At 60.4% G+C, this 19,905-nt stretch carries 19 protein-coding genes; 10 read left to right on the plus strand and 9 right to left on the minus strand.

Features of this window, described 5'->3' with window-relative positions:
- The first annotated feature begins 17 nt into the window (after nt 1-17).
- On the plus strand, nt 18-701 hold the full coding sequence (locus tag ACR3EM_RS15900) for a DUF2306 domain-containing protein (protein ID WP_480471612.1): 684 nt from the start codon (nt 18-20) through the stop codon (nt 699-701).
- Here the strand turns inward: ACR3EM_RS15900 and ACR3EM_RS15905 are convergent.
- The 4 genes from ACR3EM_RS15905 to tmpA all read right to left on the minus strand — a co-directional run bounded on the left by ACR3EM_RS15905 (nt 698) and on the right by tmpA (nt 4,039).
- Nucleotides 698-1,558, minus strand: coding sequence for a hypothetical protein (locus tag ACR3EM_RS15905; protein WP_480471613.1), 861 nt, complete (start codon nt 1,556-1,558; stop codon nt 698-700). The genes ACR3EM_RS15900 and ACR3EM_RS15905 overlap by 4 nt on opposite strands.
- 92 nt (nt 1,559-1,650) lie before the next feature.
- Entirely contained in the window at nt 1,651-2,319 is a 669-nt protein-coding gene (locus tag ACR3EM_RS15910) for an ureidoglycolate lyase (protein ID WP_480471614.1), read from the minus strand.
- Nucleotides 2,316-2,906: a (R)-1-hydroxy-2-trimethylaminoethylphosphonate oxygenase gene (tmpB, locus tag ACR3EM_RS15915; protein WP_480471615.1), complete on the minus strand. Its 591-nt coding sequence runs from the start codon at nt 2,904-2,906 to the stop codon at nt 2,316-2,318. Before tmpB ends, ACR3EM_RS15910 begins: the two co-directional genes overlap by 4 nt.
- Nucleotides 2,903-4,039, minus strand: coding sequence for a 2-trimethylaminoethylphosphonate dioxygenase (tmpA, locus tag ACR3EM_RS15920; RefSeq protein WP_480471616.1), 1,137 nt, complete (start codon nt 4,037-4,039; stop codon nt 2,903-2,905). The genes tmpB and tmpA overlap by 4 nt, the downstream gene beginning before the upstream one ends.
- Before the next feature lie 98 nt (nt 4,040-4,137).
- Between tmpA and ACR3EM_RS15925 the strand changes: the two genes are divergently transcribed.
- Entirely contained in the window at nt 4,138-4,998 is an 861-nt protein-coding gene (locus ACR3EM_RS15925) for a LysR family transcriptional regulator (RefSeq protein WP_480471617.1), read from the plus strand.
- Here the strand turns inward: ACR3EM_RS15925 and ACR3EM_RS15930 are convergent, their stop codons facing one another.
- Nucleotides 4,999-5,181 carry a DUF1674 domain-containing protein gene (locus ACR3EM_RS15930; protein ID WP_480471618.1) on the minus strand — a complete coding sequence of 61 codons (183 nt, stop codon included), beginning with the start codon at nt 5,179-5,181 and terminating at the stop codon, nt 4,999-5,001. It abuts the gene before it with no gap.
- Between the two features lie 90 nt (nt 5,182-5,271).
- Here ACR3EM_RS15930 and ACR3EM_RS15935 point away from each other — a divergent pair, with 90 nt between their 5' ends.
- From ACR3EM_RS15935 to ACR3EM_RS15965, 7 genes are all read left to right on the plus strand, one after another.
- Entirely contained in the window at nt 5,272-6,531 is a 1,260-nt protein-coding gene (locus tag ACR3EM_RS15935) for an RsmB/NOP family class I SAM-dependent RNA methyltransferase (RefSeq protein WP_480471619.1), read from the plus strand.
- A gap of 88 nt (nt 6,532-6,619) precedes the next feature.
- A complete protein-coding gene (locus ACR3EM_RS15940) occupies nt 6,620-8,359 on the plus strand; it encodes a heparinase II/III family protein (protein ID WP_480471620.1) in 1,740 nt (579 codons plus the stop codon).
- Between the two features lie 22 nt (nt 8,360-8,381).
- Nucleotides 8,382-9,971, plus strand: a complete 1,590-nt coding sequence (purH, locus tag ACR3EM_RS15945) for a bifunctional phosphoribosylaminoimidazolecarboxamide formyltransferase/IMP cyclohydrolase (protein ID WP_480471621.1) — start codon at nt 8,382-8,384, stop codon at nt 9,969-9,971.
- Nucleotides 9,971-10,447 (plus strand): signal peptidase II, encoded by a 477-nt coding sequence (gene lspA / locus ACR3EM_RS15950; protein ID WP_480471622.1) that lies wholly within the window; start codon nt 9,971-9,973, stop codon nt 10,445-10,447. The genes purH and lspA overlap by 1 nt, the downstream gene beginning before the upstream one ends.
- A gap of 50 nt (nt 10,448-10,497) precedes the next feature.
- Nucleotides 10,498-11,010 carry a DUF3035 domain-containing protein gene (locus tag ACR3EM_RS15955; protein ID WP_480471623.1) on the plus strand — a complete coding sequence of 171 codons (513 nt, stop codon included), beginning with the start codon at nt 10,498-10,500 and terminating at the stop codon, nt 11,008-11,010.
- A gap of 89 nt (nt 11,011-11,099) precedes the next feature.
- Nucleotides 11,100-12,440 (plus strand): M16 family metallopeptidase, encoded by a 1,341-nt coding sequence (locus ACR3EM_RS15960; RefSeq protein WP_480471624.1) that lies wholly within the window; start codon nt 11,100-11,102, stop codon nt 12,438-12,440.
- Complete coding sequence (locus ACR3EM_RS15965; protein WP_480471625.1) at nt 12,437-13,741, plus strand: M16 family metallopeptidase; 1,305 nt, start codon at nt 12,437-12,439, stop codon at nt 13,739-13,741. The genes ACR3EM_RS15960 and ACR3EM_RS15965 overlap by 4 nt, the downstream gene beginning before the upstream one ends.
- Nucleotides 13,742-13,744: 3 nt before the next feature.
- Here ACR3EM_RS15965 and ACR3EM_RS15970 read toward each other — a convergent pair whose 3' ends face one another.
- The 4 genes from ACR3EM_RS15970 to deoC all read right to left on the minus strand — a co-directional run bounded on the left by ACR3EM_RS15970 (nt 13,745) and on the right by deoC (nt 18,748).
- Entirely contained in the window at nt 13,745-14,476 is a 732-nt protein-coding gene (locus ACR3EM_RS15970; RefSeq protein WP_480471626.1) for a Crp/Fnr family transcriptional regulator, read from the minus strand.
- Between the two features lie 88 nt (nt 14,477-14,564).
- Complete coding sequence (locus ACR3EM_RS15975; protein ID WP_480471627.1) at nt 14,565-15,380, minus strand: SDR family oxidoreductase; 816 nt, start codon at nt 15,378-15,380, stop codon at nt 14,565-14,567.
- A gap of 24 nt (nt 15,381-15,404) precedes the next feature.
- On the minus strand, nt 15,405-17,738 hold the full coding sequence (locus ACR3EM_RS15980; RefSeq protein WP_480471628.1) for an aldehyde dehydrogenase family protein: 2,334 nt from the start codon (nt 17,736-17,738) through the stop codon (nt 15,405-15,407).
- Nucleotides 17,739-17,749: 11 nt separating this feature from the next.
- Nucleotides 17,750-18,748, minus strand: a complete 999-nt coding sequence (deoC, locus tag ACR3EM_RS15985; protein ID WP_480471629.1) for a deoxyribose-phosphate aldolase — start codon at nt 18,746-18,748, stop codon at nt 17,750-17,752.
- A 201-nt stretch (nt 18,749-18,949) separates the two neighbouring features.
- Between deoC and ACR3EM_RS15990 the strand changes: the two genes are divergently transcribed.
- Nucleotides 18,950-19,903 carry a metal ABC transporter solute-binding protein, Zn/Mn family gene (locus ACR3EM_RS15990; RefSeq protein ID WP_480471630.1) on the plus strand — a complete coding sequence of 318 codons (954 nt, stop codon included), beginning with the start codon at nt 18,950-18,952 and terminating at the stop codon, nt 19,901-19,903.
- The last annotated feature ends 2 nt before the right edge of the window (nt 19,904-19,905 follow it).

Genomic DNA, 19,905 nt, shown 5'->3' on the forward strand with positions numbered 1-19,905 from the left:
GGCGCTAGACTTTCGGCATGCGCTCCTTAAAGGCGAAACTGGCAACCGGCCTGATGCTGACGGTGTTCTATCTGACACTGTTGCCGTTTGTTGTGCATGGTTTTGGTATGATCGGCATTGGCTTGTCCGAAAATGCCCCTCAGCAGAGCTACTTGTTTGCAAATGAGCAGGGCGTCGGCAACGCGGCCATGATGTTGCACATCTTTGCAGGTACGCTGTTGGTGATGCTGGTTCCATTGCAGTTGCTGAAAAGTGTTCGGCTCAGGTTCACCGGTTTCCATCGCCTGCTAGGAAAACTGCTGGTGACTCTTGCGCTTATCACCGGCGTGGCGGGGATGATCTATATCCCTCTGCGCGGGACAATTGGAGGGCCGGTTATGTCTGCCGCCTTCTTCCTCTATGGCCTCTGCCTGTTCACCGCAGCCCTGATGGTGGCGCACAACGCATTGGTTGGAAATCGTGCGGGCCATTGGGCCTGGGGTCTGCGGTTGTTCTGGCTGGCGCTGGGCTCCTGGCTCTACCGTGCGCATTATACTGTTTGGTATCTGCTGACCGGTGGCCTGGGATCCGAGCCTGATTTCTCGGGCCCGTTCGACCTCGCACAAAACTTTGCGTTCTTTGTTCCATACCTGATCGCCCTGCAGGTCTGGATCGCGCGAAAACGCGATGCGCACCAAAGCGCACTGACGACGGACGCTTAGCGGAAAGCAGCAAGTCCGGGCGGCTCCGCTCCGTCCTGTTCAACCTGCGCGAACAAAGAGCTGAGCCGCTCATCCCATGTGGGGAACAGTCCCGTCAGCGCATAGGTCAGCCGTTCGGCGCCGATCGAGACTCCCAAAGGCGCGGCTTCCCCGCCGATGATGATCTCTCCGATCTCTGTCCAGATGGCTGATGGGGGATAGGCTGCAGGTGCAAGCTCATCCCCGTCGCCGATGCGGTAATAGACGCCCATCGTGACCAAGTAATCCTCACCGAACGGGTCGGGAAAGAAATAGCCCGAGGCATCGCGGGCGGCCAATGCCTCAGCCTCATCCCGCAATAGCACCTTTTGGTCAAAGGGCAGGTCCAAAGCGTCCAAAACGGGGCGCATATCATTGGCCTGCGGGACGCTGACAAACGCGATGCGGGATGGTTCGAGGCCAAATGTATCGGTCAGCAGACGTAGCATCAGCTGGGTGGTATCGCGACCCGTGACCGTGCCGTCCGGGTGGCACCCGACCTCGTGAAACAGGGGCAGCACATCGGGGCGGGTTTTCTCGTTGATATCACCGACGCGGGCCAGAGGTTGAATGATGAAAGCACTAGTCGGCAGGGCGGATTGATCGAAATCATGCCGCAGGCCGCCGTTGTAGCTCGGATTTCCGGTGGCAATCGATAGCGGTTCCATCTCCGTAAAACCAAGCGCGCCAAAACCCGCGCGCAGGCGATTCAACGTGTCGGCGAACTGCGCCTCGAACGCCTCATTCTGACCGGCTGCACCAGCGGCAAACCGGGGAAGCGCCGCACTCATCGAGGCTGCGGTTCCCAGCTGTACAACTTTCCGTCGATTTAGTCTCATCTGCGCCTCCCTTGTACACGCACAAGGAGAGTATCGCAGAAGTTTGGGGCAAACGTTAAGGGATTCTGAAACACGCCCCGAAGGGCACATCCTCAGAGATCTCTGATCTTGTCTGCGCTCAATGGGCAGGCGAGGTAGACGCCGAATTCCTTGCCGATATCGGCGCTGACCCGGGCGTGAACTGCGCCCTGACGGTCGAGGAAGCGTTGGCTGTCTTCGACCGGGAATATCCCCTCATGCCAGATGCAGGGATGGATATAGAGGCCACGCGAGCCGTCGCACCAGAAGGCCACGACCTTTTCCGGTGTCAGGTTGTCGCCAGGCAGGGCGGCGGGGATGATGAAGGGCTTGTTGTCCAGCGGCCAGAACATCTGCCCCCCATCCGGGTGATAGTTCATATGCCACAAGAGCACCTGATCGCGCGGCGCTGTTTGCCGAGCGGTCTGCGCCTGCTGCGGGTCGGTCGACCAGCCCAGAACATAGTGGCCATTGACCGCTTCGTTCTCACCGTAAAGCACATCGCCCTTCCATTCACCGTGAAAGGTGCCCTCGACCCAACCGCCTTCGTCACCGGTGCCTTCGTCGATGGGCCGCCAGCCCTGTTGCGGCCAGCGGGTGATCTCGATCTCGAAGCCTTCGGGGTCGTCGACCAGACAGCCATAACCTTTGACAGAGGCATCGGTGGCACGGATCAGCGGCACCTCATGCCAGGGCAGCGAAGGCTTGGTGCTGGCCTCGAATATGTACTCGGGGGCGTTCATGCGATCTCCATATGTCTGTCGACCATACGCTGCACCATCGGGGCGAAATGGGCAAAGTCCGGGGTTTCCATATCGGCGCGCTTGCCCGCCTCGTCGAGATAGCGGACCTGAACGATCTCTTTCAGGTTCGGATTGGCCTCGAACGCGGCGACTTCCTCGGCATTCATCGGACCGCCCTGCAGTTCCAGCGTATGGACCGATGCGGTCGACAGGCGGTTGAAATACTCGGGTTTCGTGGCGCAGAGATAGCGCTTGGCAGCCACGTGATAGCGACAGCAATCGGTGATGACCGAGGGGAAGAACTGCTCCAGCACCTCGGCACCCGCGTCCTCATGATGGCGATCCTCGGTGTCGTCAGGATGGTAAGTGCCGAATTCCGATGTGAAGTGGCCGATGTCATGTAGCAAGGCACCGACGATGATTTCCTCGGGCATGCCGTTCTGTTCGGCAATAGTCGCCCCTTGCAGCATGTGTTCTGCCATGGTGACGGGTTCGCCCAGATACTCCTCGCCGCCGCGACGCTCGAAGATGTCACCAATGAACGCGACGATGTTGTCGCGGTTCAGGGTCGAGAAATCGGGTTTCATTCTGCCGCCTCCGGTTGCGCCATTTCCATCGCCGCGAGCGTAGACAGCAACCCGTCCTTGTCGGCGTAACACCCCTGCAACCAACGCGAGCCCGCGCCGGAGTAGCCCAGACGCGCGTGCAGCACGCGGGTGTTGTCGACGATGAAACTTTCGCCCGGCTCCAGCTTGAACGACACGCCCATGGCCGGGTCGTCGATAATCTCGCCCAACTGGCGATAGGCGGCGTAATAGGCTTCCATCTTGTCGAACGGGATGTCTACGAAAGGCGCCGAGGAACGGTTATTGAATCTGATGCCAACCAGCTCGCCATCCGGCGATAGCTCAATCATCGGGCGGCGCGCACGCAGGCAGACCCCGTCCGAACCTTTGTACTCAAATCGTGCCGGATAACCCGCCAGAAGGGCGAAACCTTCGGAGTTTTGTTCACGCAGCTTTTCGGCAGCACGGAAACCGTCGACCACGATGGAATCCCCACCCTCGGCGCTGTTTTCCAGGCAATAGAGGATTTGCAGCGTCGGCACCGGATCGCGATAGGGGTTGTCGGTGTGGGCCTGCAGACCCAGCCCGGTATAGGCGAGGTTGGTAGGGTTCACCTCAGTCCGTACCTCAAAATAGGGGCCGTAATTGGTCTCGCGAACATAGCCGAACAGATCGGCCACTTTCAGTAGCGACTCGGGCTCGGTTGGGCCGCCTGTCAGTTTGGCGAAGCCGAACTCGGCCACTGCGGCCAGCCAGTTGCGCTTGGTCGCGGGGTTGATGTGAACTTCGGCCCAATCGGCGCTGGGCGCGTCGATACCGCGTTCCCAAGTGGTGATACCCGGGGCAGTGCGACGGGTTTCCTGAGACTGATCGGAATCATAGACGTGATCGGCCAGCCAATCGGCAGGGAAGGTCACGGTCTTGTTTTCGGGCTGGAAAGTGACATTCAAATCGCCATTGAGGACCTCAGCGGTGCTGACCGAGATGTCAGCGGGGATGTCACCGATAGTGATCAGGCGCTGGCCGTTTCCCGGGGCGCGGGTTTCGGGGTCTAGCGCGTTGTCGCGTAGCCAAATGGCATGGAAGCGGGCCTGTGCGCCTGTATCGAAAGTGACGGTCACGACCGAGGCATCATGGGTGGCGGTGCGCAGCATGGGGATCTCCTGTTCAGCGCGGGCTTTGCTTGAGGAGATACGCGCTTCGTGGCATTACCACAATTAAACCTTATTGCCACTGAGGCTTGGAAAATCTTATGGCTAAGAAAAAGATCGGATTACCCCCACTGGACTGGTTGCGCGTATTCGAAGCCGCAGGACGATTGGGCGGCTTTTCCGCGGCCGCACGCGAGTTTGGTCTGACGCAGGCGGCTGTCAGCCAGAGAATCGGCAACCTCGAGGCATGGCTGGGCCGGTCGTTGTTTGTGCGTGAGGCGCGCGGCGTGTCGCTGACCATTGAAGGCGAGAGCTATTTGCCGCTGGTGCAGGACAGCCTGCAGGCGCTGGAACGCAATACCGAGGATCTGTTCGGCAAATCCCCGCGCGAGTTGAGGGTCGCTGGATTGTCGTCGCATATTCACGCGTTGGTTTTGCCTGCCTTACCTGCTTTTTTAGAACTTCGGCCCAAGGTACGGGTGATGACGGACTCTATGGCCCGCCGCTCATCTCTGGATGAGGAGCGGACATGGCTGCAGATCCGATATGGTCGAGGAGTTTGGTCCGGGCGCAAGTCCAAACTGATCGCGCCCGAGGTGCTGGCCCCGATGGCGACACCGGGGGTCGATTGGGGCGCGCCGCTGATTGATCTGCGTGGAGAACGCCCCGGCTGGCAGGACTGGGCGCGCGTTGCCGGGGTCGAGGATTTGCCGACGGGGCGACTGAGTTTCGATTCCGTTGGTCACGCGATCACGGCGGCGCGGCAGGGGATGGGGATCGTTCTGGGCTCGGTACCCCTGGCGGAGGGCAGTTTGCAGACCGGTCGATTGTGCAGGCTTGAACTGCCCGAGCTGCAGACAAAAGATGGATACTGGCTGACATGGCCCGAGGATCGGGTGCGGTCGAAACGGCAGCGGGCGCTAATAGACGACTTTCTGCAAGCGCTGCGGGGCGCGGCCTGATCAGAAGTCGATGGCGATGCCCTTCTTCTCCCAATCACCATAGCGAGCAGGGTCGGGGCCGTCGCGCCCGCCCAGTTCCTTGGGCTGATCCTTGGCGTCGGCCAAAGCCTTCTTGCGACGTTCCTCAGCCTCGGCGAGGGCGCGCTGTGCGGCAGGGGGCAGGTCTTTGCGCTCGTCACTCATGCATCGGGTTCCTTTCCGTTCAGCGCCTTGATATACGCCCTCGTCCGCCCAAGGCAATGCGGGCAAAGGTCACGAGGGACACTCAGCATCATGTCAAACTCTGCAACAGCCGCGCGGCGCAGCGCCATCTATCTGCTGGATCAGATATTGGGTGAGGGCCGGTTGTTGCCAGAATGCCTTGCGGCCGGAGCGTTGGACCGCCTTGCGCCGGAAGATCGCGCGCGCGCTCAACGATTGACTGTTGAATCCCTGCGCGGGCTAGAGCGTGCCGATCGGTTGCTGGCCGATCATCTGCGACAAACACCGGCGCTGACCGTGCACAACGCTCTGCGGCTTGGCACGGTTGAACTGTGTCAGGGTGAAGCTGCCCATGGGGTGGTCAATTCGATGGTTGAGATCGTTGGCCGCTCGCGCAAGCACGGGCGATTGAAGGGGCTGGTAAACGCGGTTCTACGTAAGATTGCCGCCGATGGTCCAGACGCTTGGCCCAAGATGCGCGCGCCCCGCCTGCCCGAGTGGCTGCGTGATCCGCTGATCATGGCGTGGGGCGAGGACGCGGTGAAGGGCATGGAGCAGGCCCATTTCAGCGGCGCGCCTTTGGACGTGACATTGAAGCCCGGGGCTGACGCGCCCGGTGGTGAGGTGCTGCCCACTGGCTCGGTCCGGCTGCGGGATGCGGGGCAGGTCTCAACCCTGCCGGGATATGAGGCGGGCGCCTGGTGGGTACAGGATGCGGCGGCGGCCTTACCCGTGCAGGTCCTGGCCCCGAAAGCGGGGGAAAAGGTGCTGGACCTCTGCGCCGCGCCGGGCGGCAAGACGCTGCAACTGGCTGCGGCGGGGGCAGAGGTCACAGCGCTGGATATCTCTGAAGCGCGGCTGGCGCGGGTGCGTGAAAATCTGAAACGAACAGGCCTCAGGGCCGAAGTGATCACCGGTGATGCGTTGGAGCATCAGGGGCAGTACGACGCCATCTTGCTCGACGCGCCCTGTTCGGCGACAGGCACGATTCGCCGCCACCCAGATTTGCCTTTCGCCAAGGACGGCTCGGAGTTCGGCGGGCTGATCGAGTTGCAGGCGCAGATGCTGGCCCATGCATGGTCCTTGCTGAAACCCGGCGGGCGGCTGGTCTATTGCACCTGTTCCCTGTTGCCCGACGAGGGTGAAGTGCAGATCGAAGAGGCGCTGGATCAGCACCCCGAGATGCAGATCGACCGTGCCGCGCTTGAGGTAGAAGGCGTTGAAACAGGTTGGATCACTGAGGAAGGTGGCCTGCGTTTGCGCCCCGACTACTGGCCCGACAGGGGCGGTATGGACGGGTTCTATATCGCCTGCCTGAACAAATCCGCCTGACGCGACGCTTTTCGATGACTTGACGAGCGGACCGGTCTATCGTGTGGTCAAGCGCCCGCAGAGCGCAAGGGGCAGAATCGCAAGCGTCATGTCAAACTCGGACACAATGGCCAATCGCTGGACGCGGTTTCAGAACCGTCTCTACGCGCGCCTGAGTCAAAGGCAAAAACCCGCCGCCGGTTTCGTGGGCCAACCCGAACCGCGCACGGTGGGGTCTTTTGCACGCGGTCGGCAGCTGGTAGCCGGGAACCTGCTGTTCGCCGGATATCTGGTTGAAGCCGATGATACAGATCTCTGGGATGTGACCGCCCCCAGCACGGATTTCGACGATGAACGCCACGGATTTTCCTGGTTGGATGATCTGGCCGCTGTCGGAGATTTCCGGGCGCGCGAAAAAGCGCAGCGCTGGGTATGGGGCTGGGTTGAGGCACATGGGCGCGGGCACGGTCCCGGCTGGGCCCCGGATCTGACAGGGCGGCGGGTTACGCGCTGGATTAACCATGCGCAATTCCTGTTGCGCGGGATGGATGAGGCGCACAGCAAGCGATTTTTCCGGTCGCTGGCGCAACAGACATGGTTCCTGTCCAAACGCTGGACCTCGGCGACGCCGGGCCTTCCCCGGTTCGAAGCGCTGGGTGGTCTGGTGCAAGCTGGTTTGGCTTTGGACGGGTTGGAGCAGATGGCTGACCCAGCGCTCAAGGCTATGGCCCGCGAATGCGAGCGCCAGATTGATGCGGAAGGGGGTATCCTGACCCGCAACCCCGAGGAGCTGCTCGAGGTTTTCACCTTGCTTGCCTGGACCTCGGCGGCGCTCAACGAGGTGGGCCGGGGTACGCCTGCTGCCCAGACCGGGGCGATCCGGCGGATCGCTCCGACATTGCGTAATCTGCGCCATGCAGATGGTGCACTGGCGCGGTTCCATGGCGGTGGGCGCGGGCTTGAGGGGCGGTTGGATCAGGCGCTGGCGCAAAGCGGGGTGAAACCTCAGGATCATTCAGACCTATCGATGGGCTTTGCCAGGTTGGCAGCGTCGCGGACCACGGTGCTGGTCGATGCCAGCGGGCCTCCAAAAGGGGCTGCATCATACAATGCCCATGCTTCGACCCTTGCGTTTGAACTGACCTCGGGCCGTCGCCCCCTGATCGTGAATTGCGGCTCGGGCGGCAGCTTCGGGCAGGACTGGCGCCGGGCGGGTCGGGCTACGCCCTCACATTCAACGTTATGCGTGGACGGATATTCCAGCGCCCGCCTTGCCGCGCCGATGAAAGGCGCGGCACACGAGGCGCTGGTCGACGGTCCTCAGGACGTGCCGGTGGATTTCGAGGACGCCTTTGAGGGTACCCGTTTCATGGCTGGTCATGACGGCTATGCCAAGGTTTTCGGCCTGACCCATGCCCGAACCCTGGAGTTGCGCTTTGACGGACGCGAGCTGGCGGGTGAGGATATTCTGCTGACGGCAACCGACAAGGCCAAGCGGCAGTTCGACCGGGCGATGGATGCCGCCAACCTCAAGGGGATCGCGTTTGACATCCGCTTTCACCTGCATCCCGACGTCGATGCAGCGCTGGATCTGGGCGGCGCAGCGGTGTCGATGGCGCTCAAAAGTGGTGAGATCTGGGTTTTCCGTCATGACAACATCGGAAAGTTGTCAGTCGAACCAAGTGTTTATCTGGAAAAAGGCCGTTTGAAGCCGCGCGCGACAAAACAGATCGTTCTATCTGGCCGCGCAATGGAGTATGCGACGCGCATCCGGTGGACGCTCAGCAAGGCTCAGGATACAGCCTATGCCGTGCGGGACACGCACCGGGACGAGCCCGTATTCGACTGACGCCAAAAGGACCTTTGGACCCATGACCGATCTTCACCCCGTGCGCCGCGCGTTGCTTTCCGTTTCCGACAAGACCGGGCTGATCGAGCTGGGCAAGGCGCTGGCCGAACGCGAGGTTGAGTTGCTGTCGACCGGCGGCACCGCGAAGGCACTGCGTGAGGCTGGCCTTGAGGTGAAGGATGTCAGCGAGGTCACCGGCTTTCCCGAGATGATGGATGGACGGGTCAAGACATTGCACCCGATGGTGCATGGTGGGCTGCTGGCACTGCGGGACAATGACACCCATGTCGCGGCGATGGAACAGCACGGCATTGGCGCAATCGATCTGCTGGTCGTGAACCTCTATCCCTTCGAGGCGACCGTTGCCAAAGGCGCCGGCTATGACGAGTGCATCGAGAACATCGATATCGGCGGCCCTGCGATGATCCGGGCGGCATCTAAGAACCATGCCTTTGTGAACGTCGTGGTCGATGTCGAGGATTATTCATCGCTGTTGGATCAGCTCGAAGAAAACTACGGCAAGACCTCGCTGGGCTTCCGCCAGTGGCTGGCCCAGAAGGCTTATGCACGTACTGCCGCCTATGACACCGCCGTGTCGAACTGGATGGCTGACGCGTTACAGCTAGAGGCCCCGAAACGCCGCGCCTTTGCTGGCGAGCTGAAACAGACCCTGCGCTATGGCGAGAACAGCCATCAGCAGGCGGCATTCTATACCGATGGTTCGGGCCGTCCCGGCGTGGCAACAGCCGTGCAGCATCAGGGCAAGGAACTGAGCTACAACAACATCAACGACACCGACGCTGCCTTCGAGCTGGTGGCTGAATTCGACCCCGCCGACGGCGCGGCCTGTGCCATCATCAAACATGCCAACCCTTGCGGCGTAGCCAAGGGTGCAACCCTGCTGGAAGCCTACAAAGCCGCGTTCGACTGCGACCGCACCTCAGCTTTTGGTGGCATCGTGGCGCTGAACCAGCCCTTGGACGCAGAAACTGCGCAAGAGATCACCGGCATTTTTACCGAGGTCGTCATCGCCCCCGGCGCATCGGACGAGGCCAAGGCGATCTTTGCCGCCAAGAAGAACCTGCGCCTGCTGACCACCGAAGCGCTGCCCGATGTGACCGCCGGTGGCAAAACCGTGCGTCAGGTGGCGGGCGGCCTGCTGGTGCAGGACAAGGACAACGGCTTTGTCGGCATGGATGACCTGAAGGTCGTCACCAAGAAGGCCCCGACTGATGAACAGATGCGCGATCTGCTGTTCGCGTGGAAGGTGGCAAAACATGTCAAATCCAACGCTATCGTTTACGTCAAAGATGGCGCGACCGTAGGCGTTGGTGCGGGCCAGATGAGCCGCGTCGATTCGGCCCTGATTGCGGCCAAAAAGGCCGAGCGCATGGCCGAAGCACTGGACCTGCCGCAACCGTTGACCATCGGCTCGGCCGTGGCGTCAGATGCGTTCTTCCCCTTCCCCGATGGTCTGATGGAGGCGGCGCAAGCCGGGGCCACGTGCGTTATCCAGCCCGGCGGTTCGATGCGTGATGACGAAGTGATCGCGGCAGCGGATGAGGCTGGTCTGGCGATGGTCTTCACCGGCATGCGTCATTTCCGTCACTGATGCGAAATGCGCTCCTCCTCTGGGCTGGTCTGGCCGCGTTTCTGATCGACCAGATCAGCAAGTATCTGGTTGTTCATGTGATGCGCGTGGTCGAACATCCCAATGGCATCGACATTCTGCCACCGCTTGTCGTGTTCAAATACGGCGAGAATCGCGGCATCAATTTTGGCCTGTTTCAAGGCAACAGCGACGCCGCGCGCTGGGTGCTGATCGGCATTTCGCTGGTGATCTGCCTTGGCGTCCTGATCTGGCTGGCACGCGCGACCCCCACCAAGTTCATGCTGTTCTGCGGAGGCCTGTTGATCGGGGGCGCGCTGGGAAATGTCGTGGACCGAGTGCTTTATGGCTATGTTCTGGATTTTCTGAACATGTCCTGCTGCGGCATCGACAATCCGTTTGTTTTCAATCTGGCTGATGTGTTCATATTTGCGGGAGCTTTGGGCCTGGTGTTGTTTGATAGCAAAAAGCCCTCGTGACGCGCTTTGCGATATGCGATAAAAGCCCCTGAAACTGGCTGGAGATACCGATGCGACTGCCGCGCACCATTCTTGTCCTGACACTCGCCGCTTCGGTTGCGGGCTGTGCCGATATTGGTCTGCGCAACCTTCGGGCCCCGGGGCAGGGACCGGATGAGTTTGCGGTGCTGCCGGTCAAGCCGCTGACCCAGCCAAAGGACTATGCCTTCCTGCCTGCCCCGACGCCGGGTGGTGGCAACCTCACCGATCCCAACCCCACGGCGGATGCAGTTGTGGCGCTGGGTGGAAGTGAGGCTGCACTGAACCCGAACGCTGGCATCCCGTCGGGTGATGCGGCACTGGTGACGGCATCAAGCCGATATGGCGTGCCGGCGAACACCCGTCAGGTAGTTGCCGAAGAAGATGCCGAGTTTCGCCGGAAGAAGCAGCGCCTGACGCGTATTCGCCTGTTCCCTGTGGACCGTTACGCGCAAGCCTACCGGCGTGAGGCGATTGATGCGAACGATGTGAACGAAGCGGCGCGCAGCCGTGGGCTTGAGACTCCGTCCGCACCGCCGCAGTGATGAATTCTTCTTAACTTTCTGTCATTGGCCTTGAACCCGCGCACCACCACCGTAGTTTGATTGTCATCAAACGAAACGGAGGACGCCCCATGGTTCGGGCCCTGGCACTGTCGGTAGCCCTGATCGCTGCAACCCCTCTTTGGGCGCAAGAGGGGCAAGAGGCGGTCACAACTTTTACGCTTGATAACGGCATGGATGTCGTGGTGATCGAAGATCGCCGTGCGCCGGTCGTGCAGCACATGGTCTGGTATCGGGCCGGATCGGCAGATGAGCCCATCGGTTCATCAGGTGTGGCGCATTTTCTTGAGCATCTGCTGTTCAAGGGAACCGACACGCTGGCTCCGGGAGAGTTTTCGGCCACCGTTGCTGCCAATGGCGGCAATGACAATGCCTTCACCTCATATGATTACACCGCCTATTTTCAGCGCGTTGCCGCCGACCGGCTGGAACTGATGATGCGGATGGAATCAGATCGGATGCGCAACATTCGTCTGACTGAAAACGATATTGTCACTGAACGCGATGTGATCCTGGAAGAGCGCAATCAGCGCACGGAAAACAGCCCTCGCGCACTGTTCGGCGAGCAGATGAATGCTGCGCAGTATCTCAACCATCGGTATGGCGTGCCCATTATCGGCTGGCGTCACGAGATGGAGACGCTGGATATGGATGACGCTCTGTCCTTCTATCAAACCCATTACGCGCCCAATAATGCCATTTTGGTTGTCACGGGCGATGTCGACCCCGATGAGGTCAGAACGCTGGCAGATCAGTATTATGGCGTGATCCCTGCCAATTCAGATCTGCCAGAACGCATCCGCTCGCAAGAGCCACCCCAGACGGCCGAGCGTCGCCTGACCTTCAAGGATGTCCGCGTCGCGCAGCCCTATGTCCAACGCAGCTATCTTGCGCCGGAACGGGATGCGGGTGCGCAGGAGAAGGCTGCTGCGTTATTCCTGCTGGCCGAATTGCTTGGCGGTAGCACGACGTCTTATCTGAACGAAAAACTGCAGTTTGAGCAGCAGAAGGTGGTTTATGCCGGCGCGTTCTACCGTGGCGTTTCGCTGGATGACACCACGTTTGACCTGTTGGTGGTGCCCGCCGAAGGCGTCTCATTGCAAGAGGCGGAAGATGCAATGGATCAGACCGTTGCCGATTTTATCGCCGAAGGTGTCAATGAAGACGACCTTGACCGGATCAAGATGCAGCTGCGCGCATCGCAAATCTACGCGCGCGACAATGTGGACGCCATCGGCAACCGCTATGGCCGGGCGTTGACCAGTGGTCTGACAGTCGAGGACGTGCAAGCCTGGCCCGATATCCTTCAGGCTGTCACCGGGGACGAGATCATCGCAGCAGCACGCGAGGTGTTGCAGCTGGAAACCTCGGTCACCGGTTGGCTGATGCGCGACGATGAGGTGACCCAATGAAACGGATTTTCGCGACGCTGATCGCTTTTGTCGTTGCCCTGCCTGCCTGGGCCGAGATCGATATCCAAGAGGTTACTTCCCCCGCCGGGATCAAGGCCTGGCTGGTCGAGGATCACTCGATCCCCTTCACGGCGCTGGAGCTGCGTTTTCGGGGTGGGACATCGCTGGATGACGCCGACAAGCGAGGCGCTGTCTATCTGATGAGCGGCCTGATCGAGGAGGGCGCCGGAGATATGGACGCCCGGACTTACGCCCGCGAGCTGGAGTCACTGGCGGCCTCGTTCACGTATCGCGCGACGGATGATACCGTTTCGATCTCAGCACGGTTCCTGACCGAGAACCGCGATGAGGTGGTTGACCTGTTGCGCACCACCCTGCACGAACCTCGGTTTGATCAGGACGCGATCGACCGAGTGCGCGCGCAGGTGATCTCGGGGCTTAAATCGGATCAGACTGACCCGAACGACATAGCCGGGCGCAGCTTCGCCCAGATGGCCTACGGCGATCACCCCTATGCCACGGACGGCAAGGGGACGATCGAGTCGGTCTCGGCCCTGTCGCGTGAGGATATCGAGTCCGCCTATGGCAATGTATTTGTCAGGGATCGTCTCTATGTCGGAGCCGTTGGTGACATCACAGCCGACGAGTTGGGAGTGCTACTGGACACCCTGCTTGCGGATTTTCCGGCGACCGGCAAACCCATTCCGGATCGGGCTGAGGTGAATATCCCCGGTGGAATCAGCGTGGTGGATTTTGATACTCCGCAGTCAGTTGCCTTGTTTGGTCATGCGGGGATCGACCGCGATGATCCGGATTTCTTCGCCGCCTTCGTTCTGAACCACATCCTTGGAGGTGGCGGATTTGAGAGCCGCCTGATGCAGGAAGTGCGCGAAAAGCGTGGCTTGACCTATGGCATTTCGACCTTCCTTGTGCCCAAGGATCTGGCCTCGGTCTATCTGGGGTCGGTATCGTCGGCCAATGATCGCATCGCGGATGCGGTGGAGGTGATCCGCGATGAATGGGCCCGTGCAGCGACCGAGGGGGTAACCCAGAAGGAACTGGATGACGCCAAGACTTATCTGACCGGAGCCTACCCGCTGCGTTTCGATGGCAATGGCCAGATCGCCGGGATCATGGTCGGGATGCAGATGGAAGACCTGCCCATCGACTACATCGCCACCCGCAATGACAAAGTAAATGCAGTGACGCTGGAAGAGGTCAACCGCGTTGCCTCCGAACTGCTAGACCCTGAGGGTCTGCACTTCACCATCGTGGGCAGGCCGGTGGGCCTGGATGGTTGACGCCTAGGCCGCAACTGCGGTGGTGCGCGCTTTGACCGTGTGATTGTTACTGCTTAGGAGCTTCTGGCGCGCATGCCGGAAATGCGCGGCCTTGAGCGCGTCGTCGATCTGGCGATTGCGCCGCAGCAGACGGGCAAGGCGCTGGCTGTCGAAAACCAGACAGGTGGTCGGTTCGGCTGCGCGCACCGTTGCGGTTGCGGGCACTCCGATGCCAAAGGTCAGCTCTCCAAGAATCTGGTCTGGGCCGCATTGGTTGATGACCTGACCAGTCTTGAGGATGGTGGTGCGGCCCGACAGTACATAAGCCAGATAGTCGCTGGTGATGCCTTCTTCGATCACCGTGTCGCCGGGTTCAAACGTGACCAGATTGGCCGTGTTCAACAGCTTGCGTGCATGATGCGGCTTCAGCGTCTCAAGATAGTTCTCGACGAATTGCCGTTCGGGTTTGGAGAACCGCACAAGGTGATGCGAGAGATATCCGCGTATCAGGCCCATGACCGAGATCAGGATATAGGCCATCTGGATGATCGAACCCGCGAGGTTGAATTCTTCGGCCATGCTGATCAGCACGCAGCTGGCAGCTACAATCACCAGCACCGGATACAGAACACCGCTGCCCCGCACGATCCCCATTTGCAGAAGGAAATAGTTCAGGATGTATAGCCCTGCGCCCAGCACACCGATCATCACGATGATCTGCGCTGTTTCCGGGGTGCCAAAAGGCAATGTCAGCATGTCTTGACCCATCCTTACATTGTGATGGGCAGGACTCTGCGTAATTGGTCACATGCTGTATATGAACAAATTCACAGGCTAATTTGTTTTATGTCTGTGCCTTAGCCTGTGCGCGCAGCATTTCTCCCATCATTTGCCCGAATTTGCCGGAGCCACGTTGATAGAGCGCTCCGTCAACGGCCAGAACTGTCCCGCTGATATAGCTGGCAAGGTCCGAGCTGAGGAACAGGCAAGCGTTGGCAACGTCTTGTGGCTGACCCCAACGTCCCAACGGCACGTCGCGGCGCAGCGCTTCACCGGCATCCGGGGTCGGAGCCAGACGTTTCGCGCCCTCGGTCCCTTCAATGAACCCGGGCACGACCGAGTTCACGCGGATCCCTTCGCCACCCCATTCCATCGAGAGCGTCCGGGTGATCTGGTCCACGCCCGCCTTCGCCGCGCAAACATGCGCTTGCCCCTCGTAGGGAAGATAGGATTGCGGGGCCGAGATGTTGATGATGCTCGCACCGGGGCGTTTGAGGTAAGGATACGCCCCTTTCATCACATGGATTGTGCCCATCAGATCGATATCGATCACCGTCTTGAACGCGTTGACCGACATCTCAGCTGCCAGTGCCGGAAAGTTTCCGGCTGCGCCTGAAACCAATACATCGAAATCTCCGAACGTCTCATGGAACTGCTTCAGACCCGCTGCCACAGCATCAGGATCACGCACGTCGAACGCCTCTCCGATGGCGTCTTGCGCGCCCGCCGCCTTTAACGCTGCAACGGTATCATCCACCTTCTCCTGCGACCGGCTGGCCACAGCCAGTTTGGCACCCGAGGCCGCAAAAGCCTCGGCAATGCCCCGGTTGATACCGCTGGTGCCGCCAATGACGATGACGGTTTGTCCTGAAAAATCCATACGGGCCTCCCTGATGCGGGGGCCCTACTCGCCGTAGGGCACCCAGATGTTTTTAACTTCGGTCGCAGCCTGCAGGAAGCGGCGAGAATGGTCCACGCTCCAGTCAAATGCCGTCGCGTTATTCACCCAGGTCCGTTTCAGGTTTCCGGCCGAGACGACCTCGATCTCTTTCGACAAATCAGTGGACGAAAATGACCAGACAGCATCGACGTTCAGATGCGAGGCCAGCGGTTTGGCCAGTTCCGCATGACTGCCGGTCAGGATGTTGACCACGCCTGCGGGGACATCGGAGGTTTCAAGGATCTGGTAGAAGTCGGTCGCTGCCAGTGGATAAGGCTCGGATGCGGCCAATACCACTCGATTGCCCATCGCAATCGCCGGAGCCATGGCCGAGATCAGACCCAGCAAAGGCGCCTCGTCCGCACAGAGCGCACCGATCACGCCAACCGGTTCCTTCATCGCAATCGCAACGCCCCGGATCGGAACGCCATGCACTTGACCGTCATATTTGTCTGCCCACGCGGCGGCGGTAAACAGGCGCTGGATTGAGGCGTCGACCTCTTTTGCGCCATCCTTCTTACCGGTCATCGCATCAATGCGTACGGCGAATTCATCGGCTCGGGCTGAGAGGTTCTCGCCAATATAATACAAGATCTGCGCCCGCAGGTGACCGGTGGTCTTGGACCAGCCTTTGGCGCCCGCCGCAGCCTCAACCGCGTTACGAACGTCTTTGCGGTTGGCAAGGCCTACATGGCCCAGTAGGCCAGACTTGCCCCAGATGGGTTTCGAATACCCACCGTCGGGTCGCGCCTGCTTGCCGCCGACATACATCTTTGCCGTGCGATCGATGGGGTCGACCGGGGCACCTTCGCCCATCGCGGCCTCGACCTTCGCCAGCGGCTTGGCCTTGCCCTTGGGCTTGGTATAGGCGGTCAGCCCTTCCCAGCCGCCTTCACGGCCAAAACCGCTCTCACGCACACCGCCGAACCCAGCGGCAGCGTCGAACAGGTTGGTGGCATTCACCCAGACCACGCCGGCAACCAGCTTGGGCGCGATATCCAGCGCGAGGTTCACGTTCTCAGTCCAGACCGTTGCTGCCAGCCCGTAGCGGGTGTTGTTGGCCAGCTCGACCGCTTCTTCCGGCGTGCGGAAGGTGGACGACACCAGCACCGGGCCGAAGATTTCCTCCTGCATCAGCGGGTCGGAGGTTTCGAGGCCTGAGATCAGCGTCGGCGGGTAGTAGCAACCGTTTGCGGGCAGCTCACACGCCGCCTGATGCACGTGACCCACCGTGTTGCTATCGACCATGCCCTTGATGGTCTGCAGCTGGACAGGGTCAACAACCGCGCCTACGTCGATGCATTTGTCCAGCGGATCGCCAATGCGCAGCGTGTCCATGCGCGCGCGCAGTTTCGTATGGAACCGGTCGGCGATGCCTTCCTGCACCAGCAGGCGCGAGCCCGCGCAGCAGACCTGACCCTGATTGAACCAGATCGCGTCGACCAGTCCTTCGATAGCTGAATCAATGTCGGCGTCGTCGAAGACGACATAGGCGGACTTGCCGCCCAGCTCCAACGTCAGTTCTTTGCCCGAGCCAGAGGTGGCTTCACGAATGCGGCGCCCCACAACGGTCGAGCCGGTGAAGGCGATCTTGTCTACATCTGCGTTCACGATCATCTCGCCCACCGCGCCGTCTCCAGTCACGATGTTAACCACGCCCTTTGGCAGCCCGGCCTGCGAGCAGATATCGGCAAACAGCAGTGCGGTCAGCGAGGTATATTCAGCGGGTTTCAGAACCACCGTATTCCCCATCGCCAGCGCCGGAGCGATCTTCCACGCCAGCATCAGCAGCGGGAAGTTCCATGGAATGATCTGCCCGCAAACCCCCAGCGCTTGAGCGTCGGGCAGTTCGCTCTCCATCAATTGGGCCATGCCTGCGTGGTAATAGAAGTGCCGCTGCGCCAGCGGGATGTCGATGTCGCGCGATTCACGGATCGGCTTGCCGTTGTCCATGCTCTCCAACACAGCAAACAGACGCGAGTGTTTCTGCAACAGCCGCGCAATGGCATAGAGATATCGCGCCCGGCCCGCGCCGCCCAACTTCTCCCATTTTGGCTGGGCCTTGCGCGCGGCGGAAACGGCGGCGTCCACATCGGCCTGTTTCGCCTGTGTCAGCTTGGCCAGCACCTCTCCGGTCGCCGGGTTGCGGCTGTCGAATCCCTTGCCAGGTTTGGTGAAGGCACCGTCGATATAGTGTCCGAACTTGTCGCCCTGATCGACCAGCCAGGCCAACGCCTCGGCAGCGCTTTCGGGAGCGGGGCCGTAGTCCATGGTTTCGAAAATCTCTTTGACTGTCATTGTTTTCGTCCTCAGCCCATCGAGTGCCTGTAACCGGCGGAATAAGCGCCCGTCACGAAGTGTTCCAACTGCCGCTCGATATCGCCCAGCAGCGACGATGCGCCAAACCGGAACAGATCGGGTTCCAGCCAGCGGTCGCCTAGCTCGTCTTTGATCAGCGACAAGTACACCAGCGCGTCCTTAGCTTTGGAAATCCCGCCTGCAGGCTTGTAGCCAACGCGATATCCCGTGCGGTCGAAATAATCGCGGATCGCGCGGATCATCACCAGTGACACCGGCAAAGTGGCGTTGACGCTCTCTTTCCCGGTCGAGGTCTTGATGAAATCAGCCCCGGCCATCATGCAGACCAGCGAAGCACGCGCAACATTACGCAGGCTGCCCAGTTCTCCGGTGGCGAGGATGGCTTTGACATGGGCATCACCACAGGCCACGCGGAAGGCCTTCATCTCGTCATACAGCGCCTGCCAGTCGCCAGAGAGTACGTGACGGCGAGAGATCACGATGTCGATCTCATCCGCGCCCGCCTTCACACTTTCTTCGATCTCGGCCACGCGCAGATGAAAGGGCGACAAGCCTGCTGGAAAGCCGGTCGATACAGCGGCCACGGGAATCCCTGTGCCTTTCAATGCATCCACCGCTGTTTCGATCATGTCGTGATAAACACAAACCGCGCCGGTGGTGATCAGCGGCATATCCATCGCCTGCAACAATGCGGGCGTAACAGGCTGGCGCGCCTTGGCGCAGAGACGGCACACGCGGCCCACGGTGTCGTCACCGGCCAGCGTGGTCAGGTCGATCATCGTGATCGCTTTCAGCAGCCATGCCGCCTGATAATCTTTTTTCACTGACCGCCGACCGGGCAGTGTCGCCGCGCGGCGTTCGATCGCCGAGGTGTTGGCCTGCACGGCCCGCACCCAGTCCAGGTCGAGGTCCATACCTGGGTTCCGGGGCTCGGTCACTTGTGGCAGATGCGCGGTGCGCACGGGGCTCTGAGTGCTCTGCGTTTCCATCATCGCGTCCTTTGGGAGGTTTGCGCCAAAATCGCACGGGTTGGCCGCAATTGAAAGGTGCAGCGCGGTACAGATATGCAAAAATTTGACCATTTGGACAAATTATGGTACATTTTCTTGCGAGTAATTCTCAATAGCATTGACTTAGTTGCGAATGGTTCGCATATTCATTCTCAAGTGAACATTCAGTGGGGATCGAACATGATTCGTCGCAGCTTTCTTGCAGCCCTGACATTTGCCGCAACATTGCCCCTCGCAGCCTGGGCCGAGGCACCGCTCAAGGTGGTTGCGACCACGGGTATGATTGCGGATGCGGTGCGTCAGGTCGGCGGCGATCAGGTTGAGGTCAAAGGCCTGATGGGCCCCGGCGTCGATCCGCATGCCTATCGCCAGACCCGGACCGATATCGTGGCGATGACCCGTGCCGATCTGGTGCTCTGGCATGGTCTCTATCTTGAGGCCCAGATGGAAGAGTTCTTTCACGATCTAGGTCGCAAGCGCACCGTCATGGCGGTGGCAGAAGGGATCGATGCATCCAAGCTGCGGGCGCATGATGATTATGCCGACAAATACGACCCGCATGTCTGGATGACCCCGGAGTTGTGGCGTGATGTGATTGCCGAAGTGCAATCCGCATTGACCGACGCCCGCCCTGAGGCTGCCGAGGTTTTTGCTGCAAATGCGCTGGTTCATCTGGCCGATATTGACCGGCTAACCGCCTATGCCAATGACGCATTGGGCTCGGTGCCCGAACGCAACAAGGTGCTGGTCACGGCACATGATGCTTTTGGCTATTTCGGCGAGAGCTTCGGGTTCGAGGTTCTGGGCATTCAGGGCATCTCAACCCAGTCCGAGGCCGGTTTGAACCGGATCGGTGAGCTTGTTGACCTGCTTGTCGACCGTCAGATCGCCGCCGTTTTTGTCGAAAGTTCGGTCTCTGACCGTTCGATCCGGGCACTGATCGAAGGTGCCGCGGCCAAAGGGCACAAGGTCACGGTCGGGGGTGAGCTATACTCGGACGCCATGGGCGAACCCGGCACTTACGAGGGTACCTATATGGGCATGCTTGATCACAACATCACCGTGATTGCCGCAGCGCTGGGCGGAGATGTGCCGGGTCGCGGCATGGATGGAAAACTGTCGGCGGGGTTTTGAAT

The organism is Ruegeria sp. AH3 (assembly GCF_056536265.1).

Coding starts and splice junctions, on each gene's coding strand:
- ACR3EM_RS15970 (WP_480471626.1), bottom strand. CDS start 14,476: ATGCTGACATTGCCTTTTGGCACCCCGGAAACAGCGCAGATCATCGTG.
- ACR3EM_RS15925 (WP_480471617.1), top strand. CDS start 4,138: ATGGCTAAGAAAAAGATCGGATTACCCCCACTGGACTGGTTGCGCGTA.
- deoC (WP_480471629.1), bottom strand. CDS start 18,748: ATGGAAACGCAGAGCACTCAGAGCCCCGTGCGCACCGCGCATCTGCCA.
- ACR3EM_RS15980 (WP_480471628.1), bottom strand. CDS start 17,738: ATGACAGTCAAAGAGATTTTCGAAACCATGGACTACGGCCCCGCTCCC.
- ACR3EM_RS15930 (WP_480471618.1), bottom strand. CDS start 5,181: ATGAGTGACGAGCGCAAAGACCTGCCCCCTGCCGCACAGCGCGCCCTC.
- ACR3EM_RS15960 (WP_480471624.1), top strand. CDS start 11,100: ATGGTTCGGGCCCTGGCACTGTCGGTAGCCCTGATCGCTGCAACCCCT.
- tmpB (WP_480471615.1), bottom strand. CDS start 2,906: ATGAAACCCGATTTCTCGACCCTGAACCGCGACAACATCGTCGCGTTC.
- purH (WP_480471621.1), top strand. CDS start 8,382: ATGACCGATCTTCACCCCGTGCGCCGCGCGTTGCTTTCCGTTTCCGAC.
- ACR3EM_RS15990 (WP_480471630.1), top strand. CDS start 18,950: ATGATTCGTCGCAGCTTTCTTGCAGCCCTGACATTTGCCGCAACATTG.
- ACR3EM_RS15965 (WP_480471625.1), top strand. CDS start 12,437: ATGAAACGGATTTTCGCGACGCTGATCGCTTTTGTCGTTGCCCTGCCT.
- tmpA (WP_480471616.1), bottom strand. CDS start 4,039: ATGCTGCGCACCGCCACCCATGATGCCTCGGTCGTGACCGTCACTTTC.
- ACR3EM_RS15910 (WP_480471614.1), bottom strand. CDS start 2,319: ATGAACGCCCCCGAGTACATATTCGAGGCCAGCACCAAGCCTTCGCTG.
- ACR3EM_RS15905 (WP_480471613.1), bottom strand. CDS start 1,558: ATGAGACTAAATCGACGGAAAGTTGTACAGCTGGGAACCGCAGCCTCG.
- ACR3EM_RS15975 (WP_480471627.1), bottom strand. CDS start 15,380: ATGGATTTTTCAGGACAAACCGTCATCGTCATTGGCGGCACCAGCGGT.
- lspA (WP_480471622.1), top strand. CDS start 9,971: ATGCGAAATGCGCTCCTCCTCTGGGCTGGTCTGGCCGCGTTTCTGATC.
- ACR3EM_RS15955 (WP_480471623.1), top strand. CDS start 10,498: ATGCGACTGCCGCGCACCATTCTTGTCCTGACACTCGCCGCTTCGGTT.
- ACR3EM_RS15940 (WP_480471620.1), top strand. CDS start 6,620: ATGTCAAACTCGGACACAATGGCCAATCGCTGGACGCGGTTTCAGAAC.
- ACR3EM_RS15935 (WP_480471619.1), top strand. CDS start 5,272: ATGTCAAACTCTGCAACAGCCGCGCGGCGCAGCGCCATCTATCTGCTG.
- ACR3EM_RS15900 (WP_480471612.1), top strand. CDS start 18: ATGCGCTCCTTAAAGGCGAAACTGGCAACCGGCCTGATGCTGACGGTG.